This window comes from Paenibacillus plantarum, from assembly GCF_013141695.1.
Classification (GTDB): domain Bacteria; phylum Bacillota; class Bacilli; order Paenibacillales; family NBRC-103111; genus Paenibacillus_E; species Paenibacillus_E plantarum.
In genome coordinates, this window is sequence record NZ_WHNY01000075.1 from 750,782 (window position 1) to 766,438 (window position 15,657).

At 43.0% G+C, this 15,657-nt stretch carries 18 protein-coding genes; 16 read left to right on the forward strand and 2 right to left on the reverse strand.

Annotated features, from left to right (window positions below; all coding sequences use genetic code 11):
- Nucleotides 1-70 precede the first annotated feature (70 nt).
- Both GC096_RS31620 and GC096_RS31625 read left to right on the forward strand, forming a co-directional pair.
- Entirely contained in the window at nucleotides 71-805 is a 735-nt protein-coding gene (locus GC096_RS31620; RefSeq protein ID WP_171635897.1) for a phosphonate ABC transporter ATP-binding protein, read from the forward strand.
- The gene (locus tag GC096_RS31625) at nucleotides 802-1,290 is read left to right on the forward strand and encodes a low molecular weight protein-tyrosine-phosphatase (protein WP_171635899.1); all 489 of its coding nucleotides are present in this window, start codon (nucleotides 802-804) and stop codon (nucleotides 1,288-1,290) included. The genes GC096_RS31620 and GC096_RS31625 overlap by 4 nt, the downstream gene beginning before the upstream one ends.
- A 72-nt stretch (nucleotides 1,291-1,362) precedes the next feature.
- Here GC096_RS31625 and GC096_RS31630 read toward each other — a convergent pair whose 3' ends face one another.
- Nucleotides 1,363-2,610: an ATP-binding protein gene (locus GC096_RS31630; protein ID WP_171635901.1), complete on the reverse strand. Its 1,248-nt coding sequence runs from the start codon at nucleotides 2,608-2,610 to the stop codon at nucleotides 1,363-1,365.
- 212 nt (nucleotides 2,611-2,822) lie between these two features.
- On the opposite strand from GC096_RS31630, the gene GC096_RS31635 reads away from it, so the two are divergent.
- The 10 genes from GC096_RS31635 (at nucleotide 2,823) to GC096_RS31680 (ending at nucleotide 12,349) form a co-directional block, all read left to right on the forward strand.
- Entirely contained in the window at nucleotides 2,823-2,990 is a 168-nt protein-coding gene (locus GC096_RS31635) for a hypothetical protein (RefSeq protein WP_171635903.1), read from the forward strand.
- Between the two features lie 113 nt (nucleotides 2,991-3,103).
- Nucleotides 3,104-4,114 carry a 2-oxoacid:acceptor oxidoreductase family protein gene (locus GC096_RS31640; RefSeq protein ID WP_171635905.1) on the forward strand — a complete coding sequence of 337 codons (1,011 nt, stop codon included), beginning with the start codon at nucleotides 3,104-3,106 and terminating at the stop codon, nucleotides 4,112-4,114.
- A 34-nt stretch (nucleotides 4,115-4,148) separates the two neighbouring features.
- Complete coding sequence (locus tag GC096_RS31645) at nucleotides 4,149-6,452, forward strand: thiamine pyrophosphate-dependent enzyme (RefSeq protein ID WP_171635907.1); 2,304 nt, start codon at nucleotides 4,149-4,151, stop codon at nucleotides 6,450-6,452.
- A gap of 92 nt (nucleotides 6,453-6,544) precedes the next feature.
- Nucleotides 6,545-6,841, forward strand: a complete 297-nt coding sequence (locus GC096_RS31650) for a hypothetical protein (protein ID WP_171635909.1) — start codon at nucleotides 6,545-6,547, stop codon at nucleotides 6,839-6,841.
- 140 nt (nucleotides 6,842-6,981) lie between these two features.
- Nucleotides 6,982-7,941, forward strand: coding sequence for a C40 family peptidase (locus GC096_RS31655; protein WP_171635911.1), 960 nt, complete (start codon nucleotides 6,982-6,984; stop codon nucleotides 7,939-7,941).
- A 108-nt stretch (nucleotides 7,942-8,049) separates the two neighbouring features.
- A complete protein-coding gene (locus GC096_RS31660; protein WP_235550655.1) occupies nucleotides 8,050-8,643 on the forward strand; it encodes a ribonuclease H-like YkuK family protein in 594 nt (197 codons plus the stop codon).
- A 163-nt stretch (nucleotides 8,644-8,806) separates the two neighbouring features.
- Complete coding sequence (locus GC096_RS31665) at nucleotides 8,807-9,313, forward strand: ADP-heptose synthase (RefSeq protein ID WP_171635912.1); 507 nt, start codon at nucleotides 8,807-8,809, stop codon at nucleotides 9,311-9,313.
- 24 nt (nucleotides 9,314-9,337) lie between these two features.
- Nucleotides 9,338-10,369: a phosphotransferase gene (locus GC096_RS31670; protein WP_171635914.1), complete on the forward strand. Its 1,032-nt coding sequence runs from the start codon at nucleotides 9,338-9,340 to the stop codon at nucleotides 10,367-10,369.
- Between the two features lie 181 nt (nucleotides 10,370-10,550).
- Entirely contained in the window at nucleotides 10,551-11,540 is a 990-nt protein-coding gene (gene mgrA, locus GC096_RS31675; RefSeq protein WP_171635916.1) for an L-glyceraldehyde 3-phosphate reductase, read from the forward strand.
- A 137-nt stretch (nucleotides 11,541-11,677) separates the two neighbouring features.
- Entirely contained in the window at nucleotides 11,678-12,349 is a 672-nt protein-coding gene (locus GC096_RS31680; RefSeq protein ID WP_171635918.1) for a YjgB family protein, read from the forward strand.
- 25 nt (nucleotides 12,350-12,374) lie between these two features.
- On the opposite strand, the gene xerS is transcribed toward GC096_RS31680, so the two are convergent.
- Complete coding sequence (gene xerS, locus GC096_RS31685; protein WP_171635919.1) at nucleotides 12,375-13,457, reverse strand: tyrosine recombinase XerS; 1,083 nt, start codon at nucleotides 13,455-13,457, stop codon at nucleotides 12,375-12,377.
- A 155-nt stretch (nucleotides 13,458-13,612) separates the two neighbouring features.
- On the opposite strand from xerS, the gene sigV reads away from it, so the two are divergent.
- From sigV to GC096_RS31705, 4 genes are all read left to right on the forward strand, one after another.
- Nucleotides 13,613-14,122 (forward strand): RNA polymerase sigma factor SigV, encoded by a 510-nt coding sequence (gene sigV, locus GC096_RS31690; RefSeq protein WP_171635921.1) that lies wholly within the window; start codon nucleotides 13,613-13,615, stop codon nucleotides 14,120-14,122.
- 2 nt (nucleotides 14,123-14,124) lie between these two features.
- On the forward strand, nucleotides 14,125-15,012 hold the full coding sequence (gene rsiV, locus GC096_RS31695) for an anti-sigma-V factor RsiV (RefSeq protein WP_171635923.1): 888 nt from the start codon (nucleotides 14,125-14,127) through the stop codon (nucleotides 15,010-15,012).
- A gap of 59 nt (nucleotides 15,013-15,071) precedes the next feature.
- The gene (locus tag GC096_RS31700) at nucleotides 15,072-15,311 is read left to right on the forward strand and encodes a hypothetical protein (RefSeq protein ID WP_171635925.1); all 240 of its coding nucleotides are present in this window, start codon (nucleotides 15,072-15,074) and stop codon (nucleotides 15,309-15,311) included.
- Between the two features lie 76 nt (nucleotides 15,312-15,387).
- A complete protein-coding gene (locus GC096_RS31705) occupies nucleotides 15,388-15,651 on the forward strand; it encodes a DUF3892 domain-containing protein (RefSeq protein WP_235550656.1) in 264 nt (87 codons plus the stop codon).
- The last annotated feature ends 6 nt before the right edge of the window (nucleotides 15,652-15,657 follow it).

Sequence of the window (15,657 nt, forward strand, 5' to 3'; positions counted from 1 at the left end):
TAGCCCCAGTTGAGCGGCGATTTACTATTTCTTATGAATGACCACTAGGCTTACGTGAAGGAGAGTTGTCATGCTGACAGTTCGAAATTTGAGTAAAGTATTCCCTCCGGACAATCAAGTCCTATCGCAAATTAGCTTTCAAGTTGATGCAGGAGAGTTTATCGCGGTAATCGGCAGCAGTGGTAGTGGGAAAACAACGCTGCTTCGTTGTATTAGTCATCAAGAGAAATGGACAAGCGGTCAGCTCATATATAACTCGATTGATATAACGAAGCCAGGTCCGTGGGACCGGTTCAAATTGGGTAAGGATTTCGCTTATCTGGAGGAGAAGCCTTTTCTAAATCGGAATAAAAGCGCTGTCAAAAATGTGTTGATGGGTAGGGTGTATCAAGCCCCACTTCGAATGGTTACAGGATTGTCGTCGAGAAATGAGAAAATCGATAGCATGGACTTTTTAGAAAAGGTTGGCCTTTTGGATAAAGGTGAAAAGAAGGTTGGTCAGCTTAGCGGGGGTGAACAACAACGTGTCGCCATTGCGAAAGCGTTGATTCTTGGTCCCAAAGTGCTAGTAGCAGATGAACCTGTATCAGGTCTTGATCCGAAATCAACGGAATACATCCTTCAGGATTTGAAATCGTTATGCAAAGAACGGAACATGAGCGTTATCGCGACGCTTCATAAGATTGAACTCGCTGAGCGTTTTGCAACACGCATTTGGGGAGTATCGGAAGGTCGGATTGTCTTGGACATTCCTGCTAGACCACTCACGTTGAATGAAAAAATGCTTGTGTTTGGTCAAATATGATTAGGGTCTTATTCGTTTGTTTGGGCAATATTTGCCGATCACCAATGGCGGAAGCGGTGTTTCGTCATCAAGTGAAGGAAGCTGGTCTTGAAGATGTCATTTCAATTGATTCAGCGGGAACTGGGGATTGGCATATCGGGCATCCTCCCCATCAAGGAACACGGGATATTCTTGACCGATATCAGATTGGTTATGATGGCTTAAAAGCCAGACAAGTCCGCCCTGATGATTTCTATCATTTTACGTATATTATCGCTATGGATGACAGTAATGTCGTGAACTTAGATGCATTTGCTCCGGAATTTGTCGAGAATGAACAACACGCTTCGATACATAAATTGTTGGACTTCTCTAGTAATCAAGCAATTACTGAAGTGCCCGATCCCTATTACACGGGGAAATTTCAAGAAGTATATGAAATGGTTGAGGAAAGTTGTAGTCGCTTGCTTGCCTATATCGTGGATCAACATGAGCTGACGAAGTAAGAGGAATACAACACATTAAAAAGCAAGCTAGATAAGAGAGAGCCTCTTGTCTAGCTTGCTTTTTGGGTTTGTTCAGTATTGTTGAAAAATAATAGAACATTTCGTTCCATGATTGAGGCTGCTAGTGAATGAAATTTTGCCATTCATTTTCTTGATTAGACTCATGACGACGACAAGTCCAAGTCCAGTACCGTGTTGTTTGGTCGTGTAGAAAGGCTTGCCGAGGGAGTTCAACTGCTTGCTGGTCATACCAACACCCGTATCTGTGATCGAGATCTGAACGGCACTAGGATGTTTACAAGTACGTAATGAGAGCTTCCCACCATTTGGCATGGATTCAATGGCGTTCTTAATTAGATTCAGTAAACATTGGCGAAGCTTTTGAGATTCTCCAAGAATATAAAGCGGAGTTTCACATTCATGTGAAATATCAATCGCAATCTGAAAATCAAGCGCATAAGGGGTAATAAACCGTATGGTATGTTCCAGTTCTTCTTTGATATCAAGCTGTTCTTTCATGTCAACAGAGGGTTTCGCATAGTTAAGAAAATCTGTCAATAAAGTGATGGCTTGGTCTACGCCTGATAACGCATGGTCAACATAACGCCTACGATCCAGTGGAGTCAGATCCGATCTTGCCAGTAATTGCAGAAATCCCCGAGTTGATGTTAGAGGATTTCGGATTTCATGTGAAACTGTAGCCGATAACTCGGCTAGCATGCGATTTTTTTCAAGATGAGTGATATGTCTTCTCTGTAGTTCATATTTGTTAATAAAAAAAAGTAATGAAATCATAATCCATAGCGAGATAAAAGCGAGGGCTAAAACAAAGCCAGTGTACACGGAAAATGGGGCTAAGACATAAGGAGCAAGTGGTGCATACAATAGTTCATATATGATGAAGATTCCAGTTGCATACATGAGTTTCACGATCAAATTTCCGCTAGTTACGCGATTTCGAACTAGAATTCCTAGCATCAGTAAGAATGTACTGCTTAGTAGAGCTGGCTCCCAATAATATTTCAAGACGAACATACATCCGATATTGAATATGATCCATGTCATGATTGAAGGCGCAATACCAACGCATAATGTCACAAAAAGCAAGCAGACAGGGACTAATTGTAAGGAGTAGATTAACGGATCAATATCCGCAAAATTCCAATAAAGAAGGATGAAGCTTCCTAGAACCAAAGAGAAGAAGATATTCAAATGTGTTTCTTTATGTATGAAATGAGGAGCAAGAATAAGGTGCAGCAGAGCTGCGCTCATGATGTAGAAAATGTTTTGTAGTTCATTGGCAATAATGAAATGAAGCAATCCTATGCATCCTTTCCATATTTCGACAATCTGGGAATTATTTCTACATTATCTCACAAATGCGGTTTGAATCAATAGAAATGCCCGAATTGGAATGCTAAAGATTTCATAAAGACTTATAGTCAATGCAGGTTAAACCGCTGTATAATAAAGAAAACATAGTTTGCAAACGTTTACAATTTTGGAGGATTTGAAGCCGAGGAGAGATGTGAATGCGGTTGTGCTCACAGGTGTGCGGTGTTGTGTTTAATCCGATTGAAGACGATTATGTAGACGTTTGTGAAGATTGTGAGGCATCGGAGAATGACGTGGAAGTGGAGCGGGAATCGGTTAGTTTTTATTTGGGAAAATGCGGTCTAATCATTGATTATTTGCTTTAAATGGCTGATTTAAAAAAAGGTTGATTACCAGCCATTTCTTGTTACAATAATAGTAGATTTATTATTCACACTATTCACTCTATATGCAGTTCATTTTTGAAAGGAGACCAAGCATGGTAACTTTACCTAAATTGAACGATCTCGGATTTTTCGAGATAAGGCTGGAATCCATCGGCGGTCTAGGAGCGAATCTGGCAGGTAAGATGCTGGCTGAAGCAGGAGTCGTTGGCGTTGGTTTGAACGGTGTCAGTTTCTCATCCTATGGGTCTGAGAAGAAAGGATCGGCAGTAAAAGCACATATTCGATTTTGTGACATGGATACGAAGATTCGGGATACATCGCCCGTTGAACGACCGCATGTTGTAGGTGTTTTTCATGAGTCTCTTTCCAAAACTGTAAACGTTATCAGTGGCATCTATGAGGATAGTACCGTGTTAGTAAATTCAACGAAAACACCTGATGAATTGAAGGAGAAGATGAAGCTCAGGGGAGGAACGATTGCTGTTATTGACGCAATTGGTATCTCGCTCGAGGAAAAGAATCGTGTAAATATGGCCATGCTGGGTGCCATGTTCCGATTGTGTGATTTTCTGGATCCAGATGTCATGCGAGGTGTGATTAGAAAGTCTTTAGAGAAGAAATACCCTCTTGCAGTAGCACCAGCATTACGTACATTCGATCGTGGATATAACGAGGTCGTTTTCCAAACGTATGCGCTTCCAGATGGGGAAACTATGCCAGATTTTGTACGGTATGATACACCAGTTCTGGGCTTTGCCACACAGCCTATTGGGGGAGTCGTTACGAACCCAGGTAATAGTATACTCAAAGATTTAAGTATTTCCCGTGCTGGGATGATGCCGCATTTCCATGAAGATTCATGTATCCACTGCGCTTCATGCGATAATGTGTGTCCTGACTTTTGTTTTGTATGGGATGAGCTCCCTGACAAAAAAGGCCGTCCCCAAATGTTCCTGCAAGGCATAGACTATCAATATTGTAAAGGTTGCCTTAAATGTGTACAAGCTTGTCCAACCGATGCGCTCTCTAGTGAGCGGGAAGAAGATGGTTATGCTGATCTTAATCGCATGCCTCATCGATTCAATCTAGCTATAAACTCTTAGAGAGTATTTATGGGAGAAGGGTGGAACTACACGCATGGCCATTGATATCAAGCAGGAATTTGGGGTAGCGAAAGTCGAACAGCGCATCGTGTATGAATCAGGGAATGAGATGGCTGCCTATGCAGCACATCAAATTAATTATCATGTCATGGGATACTTTCCGATCTCACCATCCACGGAAGTAGCTCAGTTTCTAGATCTCATGAAGTCCAATGGACAGCATGACATTGTATTAATTCCTGCCGACGGTGAACATGGTTCAGCAGGTATATGTTATGGCGCATCAACTGCTGGCGGCCGCGTATTTAACGCGACAAGCGCCAACGGTTATTTGTACATGTTGGAACAAATGCCAGTACAATCCGGAACCCGTTTTCCAATGGTTATGAACTTGGTTTGCCGTTCTGTTTCGGGGCCGCTGAATATTCATGGCGATCATTCCGATCTTTACTATGCTTTGAATACGGGTTGGCCGATTGTGATGTGTCGAGATCCGCAAGCCGTATATGATATGAATATTATGGCGCTGAAATTAGCGGAGGATCCTGAGGTGCGTTTGCCAGTTATGGTCGCATCCGATGGTTATTTCACCTCTCACCAAAAGCGCAGAGTGCAAACCTTCGCACATCGGGCTGATGTGCAGGCATTCGTAGGTGAGAAGCCACAGGGCTTCCCAGATACCTTGGATCGTAATAATCCGATCACCGTTGGACCCTATATGAATGAGCCGGATTACATTAATAATTGTTATCAACAGTCGATGGCGATGTATAACGCCGAAGGTGTGTATGACCGTATTCGGCAGGAATATGCCGAATTGACGGGTCGTGACTATCCGATTCTAGAGCTATATCGGATGGAGGACGCGGAAGTCGCGGTATTCCTGATGAATTCGGCTTCCGAAATCATCAAGGATGTCGTCGACCAGCTCCGCGAGAAGGGCATTAAAGCCGGTTCGATCGCACCGAACCTGATCCGACCTTTCCCAGCGAAGCAGATCGCAGAGGCGCTGAAGAATGTGAAAGCGATCACCGTAGGCGATCGCGCGGATTCCTATGGCGGACATGGCGGCAACATGGTCAATGAAATTAAAGCGGCGCTGTTCACGAACGGGAACAGAGACACGCTTGTCATAAGCCGAATCTATGGCTTAGGTGGCAAAGACTTTTATGCCGAGGATGGGCATAATCTGTTCCAATTCGCCATTGATGCGATGGAAAGCGGCAAGGTAGATGTGCCTTTCGATTACTACGGCCATACGCCGGGGGATCCTTCGAAAGCACCGAAGCGGGTTTTGACACCAATGAAGTATGAGGATTTGAATACAGGTCTGATCACGGTCACGCAAGACGAGAGCACGAGGAAGTTGAATGTACGCATTCCGCCTCTTCGTTCCTTGACCAAAAAGCCAAAACGGATTGCACCAGGTCATGGCGCTTGTCCTGGCTGTGGGATTTTCTCAGGACTCGAATTGTTCTTCAAAGGGATAGAGGGAGATATTGTCTCCATTTTCCATACCGGCTGTGCAATGGTTGTAACCACGGGTTATCCGTACTCAGCGCATAAAGCTACTTATATCCACAATCTGTTCCAGAATGGCGCAGCAACGCTGTCAGGTGTTGTAGAGATGTTCTGGGAGCGGAAGCGTCGCGGAGAACTTGATCATTTGGGATTGAAGGACGATTTCACTTTCGTCATGATTACAGGCGATGGCGGTATGGATATCGGAATGGGGCCTGCGATTGGGGCTGCTTTACGGAATCATAAAATGATTATTCTTGAGTACGATAATGAAGGATACATGAACACAGGTGCACAGTTGTCGTATTCAACTCCGATGGGACATCGGACTTCAACTTCCAATGTCGGGAAGCATCAAGGTGGTAAGGTGTTCCATCATAAGGATACAGCGCAAATTATGGCTGCAACTCATATTCCTTATGTATTTACCGGGTCTGAAGCGTATCCGCAAGATCTAGTCAAGAAAGCGGCGAAGGCGCAATGGTATGCGCAGCATGAGGGGTTAGTGTATGGCAAAATTCTCATTGCTTGCCCGTTGAACTGGCTGTCGGATGACCAAGAGGGCTCCAACATCGTTGGTGCTGCGGTGGACTCCTGCTTCTTCCCACTTTATGAAGTGGAGCATGGGGTGACTTCGATCACCTATAATCCGGAGGATAAGAGTAAGAAGATTCCGTTATCCGATTGGTTGAAAACGATGGGGAAAACGAAACATCTTACGAAACCCGAATATGAAGGTTCACTGAAATCGTTCGAAACGGAAGTTGAACGCCGTTGGAATATGTTGAAAGCGAAGCATGAGAATGCGTATTTGTAAGTTGGCGTAACCGTTATCTAAGAAGCTCGCTTACAAACGGAGGCCCATTCCCCTCGTGGTGAATGGGTCTTCCTCATTAGGAGGGAAGAAATATGCCTTATGTGCTGCAGCAGAAAGATTCTGAGCAAATTTATACGACTACGCTGGTTAACCATTATGGTCTCGCTTACTATGGTGTGAAATTCTGGAATGAGCAAGAGGAAGCGAATAAGCATGCTATAGCCTTTTTAGAATCCCAAGCCGTTCAAGATCCAAGCAGTTGGCAAGTGATTGAATTGGAAGAAAACGAGATGAAAATAGGGAACGTAAAACTCAAAAACTCCCCGCAATGGCGGTTGTTTTGGTCTTCTCTTACACGAAAAGCGGAAGCTCGGAAATTGGAAAATTAAACCTAGCCGTCAATAGGCTAATCGCCACGCATACGATCGCAATAATCGCTACCATTCACCTATATTCGCAGATTACCCCCTCAAACTATAATAAGGATACGAATGAAAATTTTAACATCAAGAGGATGGAGGGTACGACGATGAATAAGTTGACAATGGTTATCGCGGTATTGATGGTATCATTTATAGCTCTACTTCCCAAAGATACGCAAGCGGAAGAAGTTGTCGGGACGAAAGCTCAAATTGTAGCTGGTGTAAGCTTTCGAGATCAACCAAGTACGTCTAGTAATGTCAAACGTATGTTGAAAGCCAATGAAGTGGTCACGGTAACAGACTATACGACGACGAATTGGTTTCAAATTAAGGATGCACAAGGTGTTAGTGGTTACGTATCGACAAACAGTAAATACATATCGATTGTGAGCAATGCACAGATCATTTATGGCGTTAATTTCCGTACGTTGCCATCATCAGACGCAAGTTCAGGTTCGAAGGTGATTCGAATGCTGAGCAAAGGGGAAGAAGTTCTTGTCACTGATAAAGTGAATGATAGCTGGTATAAAGTCAAAGATGCTAGTGGTGTCAGTGGCTATATGAGCTCTAGTTCCAAATACATAACAGCGGATTTCTCCGTTATCAAACCTAATATGCCAGTAGCGGATGAAATTGAAGCTGTGATTGATGCGGGAGAAGTCTACTTAGGGACTCCTTATGAATTTGGTTCCGAACGGAATAATCCCACTACATTCGACTGTTCTGATTTTGTGCAAACGATGTACTGGGATGCTCTCCGTCTTTCCTTGCCAAGTGATTCTGCTGCACAAGGCAGCTATGTGAGATCCTTGGGATCTATTGTGAAGGATTGGACGAAGTTAAAACGCGGGGATCTTTTATTTTTCAGCAGCTATAAAGGTTCCAAAGCTTCTGATTACGATGGTATTAATGTATTGACAGAGCCGATTACCCATGTTGGTATATACTTAGGCAACGGCCAAATGCTGCACACCTATTCCGTTGAATCCGGCGGCGTTCGTGTGGATACCATTGATGGCAAGCAGTGGGAAAATCGATTTTTGTACGGTGGACCTGTTTTAAAATAAGAAGATGGTTCGAACAGGCAAGGTTTGCCATATACTATAGAAGAGGCGGGTGCTGCCTTGAGCATCCGCCTTTTTCTTTAGTCTATGGAGAAAGGGAGAGCCTTATCTTTGAAACCTTCGGCGACGAACCAACCACTGGAATTTAGGAACACAACGGAAAGAGGACTTAACCTGGATACCGTGCACGAGCGTATTCTTCATTTCATGCGTCTTGACCCCGTGGCAACCTACAAATTCATTATAGGGACGGATTGTCAGGTACACACAGGTCATACGAAATTCATTACCGGCGTAGTGATCCAGCGGCTAGGGAAAGGAGCGTGGGCATGTTATCGTCAAGTCATCGTACCAAGAGCGCTTCACTCCATCAAAGAAAAGCTTTCGATGGAAACGACACTAAGTGAAGAGATTGCGATGTATTTCGACGAAAACAAGCGATTAGATATGGAAAATATTATTCTTCCTCATCTGTATCAAGGTGCCACTTTCGATATGTTCATTCATATTGATGCGGGAGATGATGAGAATAGAAATCGGACGGCCAAATTCGTCCAAGAAATGGTGAGACGGGTGGAATCTGTCGGTATGGTTCCGGTCATTAAACCCGATTGTTATGTTGCATCCGCCTATGCGAATCGCTTCTCCAAGAAACCATATCGACCCCTTTATGAAGATAATGAGGTGTTCGATGGCAGTTTATAAGCTGAGGAAGGAACCGTTAGCTCGAATGGTCAAAGTGATCTTGGGAGCTAACGGTTTTGCTTTTAAGGCAAGGGTATGATGTGTTTCTATTTAAAAAAAAGGGTTTCCGAGTATGCTTAGCGAAGTATTGCTGAATGATGTTTGTAACATTAGGGGGGACTCCATGAGCAAAACGTTTATTATCGAAGCGGTGATGTTAGCCGTGCATGGCCAGCTCATGCTGCCATCAAAACCTGTGACTTATTTGATACCTTATACGACCATTCAAGAATTATATGAACTGCATAGCAGCCCCGAACCTATTATGTTAGAACAAGAAGATGATGGCTTTGTCAAACAAATGATCGGTGAGCTCATTGCATTTTTCGAGGAATCTTTTAATAAGAAAAAAATAGAAAAGGCTTTGTCCATACCATGGGGAAAAAGCCCACCGCTACCAATAAATGAGCATGTGACATTGAAAATAGTGTATGCGATAGATAATGAAGCCTATGGTGATCAATTTGATCCTATCGAAACGGAATTAATTTTGACAGCTTTGAAAGAACAAGCTGTATTATTAACGGATCAATTCGATTTTATTGAGCGATTAGTGGAATTTGCCATACCTGTTGAGGCATTCGATGTAGAGGATTTTGAATTCGCGGTAGAAGGCGACAACCAAGTATAAGAAGAGGAGCTGGGTCAGGGTATTATGCGAGTTATTGAAAAAGAGGAACAATTAGCATTACTCCCAGCTAATTGGTTCGGGGCTCAAACATGGACGCTTCGTGTTGGTGCAGGCGGGATGAATAATACAACACGATTCGTTGAGGTTGAGGATCGTACATATGTTCTACGACTGTATGAGACACATCGTGACCGGGACAAAATTAAGTTTGAGCATAATGTATTGCTTCGTTTAGCTGAAATGAAAGAAGAGCTTCCTTTCGAAATTCCGATGCCACTAGAGTTGCCAACTGGGGGAACCGTGGTAACGTTAGCGGATGACGATCAAGATGGGAAGCTTGCTGCTTTATTTACTTTTACAGAAGGTCATAATCCAATTGAATTAAGTCTAAGCCAACTGCAAGAGATGGGGAAAGCAGCAGGACAATTATCTGCTTCCTTAGCCAAGATCTCAATAGGAGATAAACCGGAGTACGCTCCTTACTATGAAATAGAACATATTCATCCTAGCTGTAAGCCAGATGCGATTCGAGCGTTCGCACTGCAACCGCCAGAACCTTTCATCGCACAGCAGGAAGAACTTGCTTATATATTTAATCGCTATATGGCCTTGTACAGCGCTATACCAACGATTCGTCAGCTTCCTCATCAACTCGTTCATGGTGATATTAACGGTTCCAACATGCTGGTGGATGACGATGGACGGTTTGTGGCCATTCTTGATTTTGAATTTGTAACAATCGATGCGAGGGTTATGGAACTTGCCGTTTGTTTATCTGATCTCATTGATCCGATGCTTCCCGAGGATAGTCTCAGAAGGAAAAGCAAAGCGTTCTATGACGGTTTCTGTCAATTTGTCCAATTAACACAAGAAGAAATCAAGATATTACCTTTGTTAATCGAGCTTCGGAGGTTAGATGTTTTCATTCATTTCCTCGGGCGATACTTGGACGGGGTAGATCCACAAGGTGTGTTGGTCGATATTATAGGCAATACCTATGAGAAAACGAAATGGCTCCAAGAGCATAATACTTTGTTGCGATTCGATCCGAATTAATCACTAAAGCGTGCCATACTAACCTCGAGGTTAGTAAGACACGTTTTTTTCAGTTCTTTTTTTGTTGATAGGCTTGAACTATACTGGTACATAGGAAGCAGGATATTTGTGAAAACTTTAGTGAATACATAGGTTTCTTGCCTAATAACAATGTTACTTAGAAATATGAAGGAGGACTATCATGGTCTATCAAGCAAGTTCAACACGCTATGCTGAAATGAAATATAATCGCTCTGGGAAATCGGGGCTTAAGCTTCCAGCTATTTCTCTTGGCATGTGGCATAATTTCGGAGGGTTAGATTACCATGAGAACGGAAGAGCTATGCTGCTTCGTTCATTTGATTTGGGGATTACACATTTTGACTTAGCGAATAACTATGGGCCGCCGCCAGGATCAGCAGAGGAATTGATGGGGCGTGTACTTAAAAGTGACCTCGGGGCTTATCGCGATGAAATCATCATCTCGACTAAATCGGGTTACCACATGTGGGAAGGTCCTTATGGTGAGTGGGGATCCAAGAAAAACATGGTGTCGAGCTTAGATCAAAGTTTGAAAAGAATGGGCCTAGATTATGTCGATATTTTCTATTCTCACCGTCCAGATCCGAACACGCCGTTCGAAGAAACAATGGCAACCTTGGATTTAATCGTACGTCAAGGTAAGGCGCTCTATGTTGGACTTTCTAATTATACGGCTGAGCAAACCAAAGAAGCTGCTTCCATTCTTAAAGGTTTAGGTACTCCGCTACTTATCCACCAACCATCTTACAGTATGATGAATCGCTGGATCGAGGATGGCTTACAAGATGTGCTGGATGATTTCGGTGTTGGTAGTATCGCATTCTGCCCGCTTGCTCAAGGCTTGTTAACGAATAAATACGTGAACGGGATTCCTGCTGATTCGAGGGCTGGCGGCAAGAGTCAATTCTTGAAAGAAAAAGACATCACAGAAGAAAAGCTCAACCAAATTATTCAACTGAACGAATTGGCGAGCTCTCGTGGTCAAAGCTTAGCACAGATGTCGCTGGCTTGGGTACTTCGCGGCGAACGTGTTACTTCTGCATTGATTGGTGCAAGCCGCGTATCGCAAATTGAAGAGAATGTTGCCGCACTTAAAAATCTGGCGTTTGCTCCAGAGGAATTGGCAGCGATTGAAAAAATCTTGAAGTAGAAGCAAAGTTGAATAATAATAGCTAAACAAACCATGGGGGAGTGATCCCCTATGGTTTGTTTTATTTCAGGCTCAGCAACTTTTCATGAGGTTTCATCGTTAAGAAACTGTAACTACATGAATTAAAGGAGACTACCATGAAAACATACAATAGAAAAACAAAGATATATACATTGATTTTATCGACAATGCTCTTAGCAACGGCATGTTCTTCAACACAAGAACCAGCGTCGAGTACGATGACTCCAAGTCCTAGTATGTCACCGTCGGCATCACCAACAGCAACGCCCGCAGCGACTTCAGCGGCTAGTCCATCTGCTAGTGGGACTGTCACACCTGCAACACCGAAGCCTTCATCAACTGCAGATACTAGTACGGTTTCGAAGAAAATGAAAGATATGCTTGAACTCGCAAAGTCTGGTAAGGTCAGCGGCATTCCTTTTGCAGCGAAAACAGTATTGAGTGACGATGTCGAGAAATTGTGGGGAAAGGCAGATAAGACAGAATCTGCAGGAAGCGGGATTTACGCGACATATAGCAAGAAAAATGCTGTTATTGGGTATAACAAGGGAAGCCAAATCATCGATATCCGCTCTAACGATCCACAGTTACAGACACTAACGTTGACTCAGATCGAACAAGCATTAGGCAAACCGACGGATATCAAATTAAATGGAGACGACACTATTTATATTTATCAAGCTTCACAAGAATTTCAACTCAAATTTATTATTCCCAAATCCACTGGTAAAGTAGATCATATTTCGGTATTTGATACCGTTCATTCTATTAACAACATGGCTGGTTGATTGACGTAAGATCAGTAACGGGGCATTAAGACTCCGCGCGCTTGTCAATTGCTTCAGACATTGTACGATCTGTGAGATGCGCATAGATTTGCGTGGTCTCCGGGGAAGCATGGCCAAGCTGCTCTTGCGTTTTGTACAAGTCGTTCTGTAGGTAGTAGTCGGTAGCGAACGAGTGTCGCAACTTATGCACAGATAAGTACGGCTTGCCAAACCTTTTCGCATATTTGATCACAAGCTCTTGAATGGCTCTCTTCGTCATACGTTCGCCTTCTTTTTTGCCATTGGCCATGGCGATGAAGAGGGCTTTTTCTTTTTTGGCTGGCTTGTATCGGGAGGAACGAATACTTAAGTAATCCGTGATGGCTTGAATGGCATCGAGCCGGAAGTAGACGGGCGTTTTGAACGTATCGTCATTTTTACCTTTTCGATACACATGGACAAGCTTCAATTTCATATCGATATCATCAACGTTTAGGTTGAACACCTCAGATACACGAAGTCCTGAATTAAGGATTAGCGTAACGATACAGGCATCTCTGACTTTATTTAACTCATAGGCATATAGAGCTTGTTTATTCGTTGCGACATCGTGCTCATAGCCTTCCTTCACATAAGCAATAAATTCAGCAATTTCTTCTTCCTGCAGCAACTTGCCTTCGAGCTTCGCTGCACTATCTTTGGCCTTGTGAGCACGTTTAATTTCCACTTTCGCCATCACATTTCGTTTCAGAAGCGGGTAGAAGTTATCATCTTCGGCAATTTGACTCAAATAATGAAATAAGGAGCGCAGCGCAGACAATTTGCGGTTAATTGTAGTTTTACCATTAGCTTGTGCTTTACGAGTTGCAAGGAACATGCGAAAATTATTAACACTGTCCATATGTAATCGCTCTAAGTCCTCAAGTGGAACTTGGTTCATGACGGTCGCCGTGCTTAAACCTTCGGCAAGAAGCCAGGAGAGGAAAATTTCATAATCACGTACATATTCAAGAAGTGATGAAGGTGAAAGATCAGGGAGCTTATAATTAATAAATTTCTCAATATACCAAGGCATCGAAGGAACTCGTCGATCTAACTCATGGCGGTCTTTGACTTTAATAATATTCATACGGTTCACCTCATAAGCGTCTTGCTGTTAGTATACCAGTGGATTCCCTAAATTGGTAGGCATCGAAGTCAAACTATTTGGCACCCTTAAACGTCTTAGCTACAACATGATTTAATTCTGATTAACCGCGCGGTAAAAGGAGCGTCATCAACGATATGACTAAGAATAGGAAGCTAGAAACCGAACTTATTACCTGTATAACGGAACATAAGGAGCAAGTATATCGACTCGCCTATAGCTATGTGAAAAATCAAGAGGATGCGCTCGACATCGTACAAGAGGCGATTCAGAAAGCATTTGCTGCTGCAGATTCGTTGAAAAGCCATGTAGCCATTAAAAGCTGGTTTTACCGAATTGTCGTCAATACCTCATTAGATTTCTTGCGAAAACATAAGAAGCTTACCGTAATGGATGATGTGACGATGGAAGCGATAACGCCTGGCAGTGAAGATGCCTATACGAATATTGACTTGGAGAGAGCTCTGGAAGATTTGCCGACCATGTATCGCAGTGTGATTACGCTTCGTTATTTCGAAGATTTGAAGATCGATGAAATTGCGGATGTGTTAAAAGAAAACTCGAGTACGATCAAGACTCGGCTCTACCAGGCACTTAAACTTTTACGGATAAAAATGAACGATGATACGCTTGTGGAGGTAAACTAACCATGGATGAGAAGCTAGAACAAATGAAACAAACCTATATGGACATCCCCATTCCTGCAGAACTCGATTTCATAGTCAATCAAGCGATAAAACAACATAGAAAAAAGCCTAGGACTAATCTGAAATGGTCATCAGTAGCTGTCGCGGCTGCAGTAATTGTATTTGTTGCGGGTCTTAATACGAGCCCAGCTTTTGCTCATTCGTTAGCGGAGATGCCTGTCGTTGGCAAACTGATCAAAGTGCTGACCTTCCGAGAATACCTATATGACGATGGCGCACATAAAGCAAAAGTAGAAGTCCCCATCATCACGAATTTGGATAACAAAGTGTTAGAGGAATCCCTAAATACGAAATACTTAGAAGAAAGCAAGAAGCTCTACACGGATTTCATGATCGACATTGAGAAGATGAAAGCAAGTGGATTAGAGGGACACCTTGGGGTGGATAGTGGTTATATAGTAAAAACGGACAATGATCAGATCTTAGCGGTGGGCAGATATGTTGTCAATACAGTGGGTTCTTCGTCTACCACCTTCCAATATGACACGATTGATAAGAAAAATCAGTTGCTAATCACCTTACCGAGCTTATTTAAGGATGAGGGATATGTTCAAGTGATCAGTGATTATATTAAAGCGCAAATGATACAGCGGATGAAAGATGATCCGGCTAAAATTTATTGGGTAGAGGGTGTTCCAAATGATGTGAAGTTTTATTTTAGTTCCATTAAAAAAGATCAAAGCTTCTATATCAATAAGGATGGCAAGCTTGTGATCGTGTTTCAGAAATATGAGGTTACACCAGGTTATATGGGGACACCGGAATTCATCATACCGACCAACCTTTTAGTTGATCAATTAAGTACACATGCTTATCTTTTGCCCGAATAAAAAAGGACTAGGTTGCCTACATTAATTGGGTATGCAAAACATCAGCTGGGGGTATTACCATGCCGCAACAAAAGGAACTTGGTTTAGCGCAAATCAAAGATGTTGCCCAAAAAGCAGAGCAAGCAGCCGAACAAACTTTGCAGGTTGCTCAGCAAATCTATTCACAAGCTACAGCAGCGGCGCTTACGGAAGCCGAGCAGCAGTTAGAGGATCTTCAATCTCAAATCAAGCAAGCGCAGCAGAAAACAGAAGATCTGAAGCAGGAAATTAAATCGCAGAGTGAGTCCACACAGTCATAGTATCTGAATGAAGCTACAATGAGACCCCACATTCGTGGGGTTGAACAACTCGCAGGAAGATAGAGGAGGAGACATTATGCCGCGACGTCGTAATAGTGGTCCACATACGATTGATCCGAATAAAGCCATGATCCAATCCGTACATTATGAAAATGGAAGTATTGGGGCTGTTCAATTTCAAAATGGCCAAGTGGTCGATGTCCAGACTGCAATTGAGATGACCGAAGCCGATTTAATTGAAGATGCGAATACGGGGGTCAATCGGAAAGGCGAGAAAACCTTGCGTTCCTATCCGGATGGAGACCCAAGCAATAATTTATCAAATTTACCGCGATTTTAAAGAAAA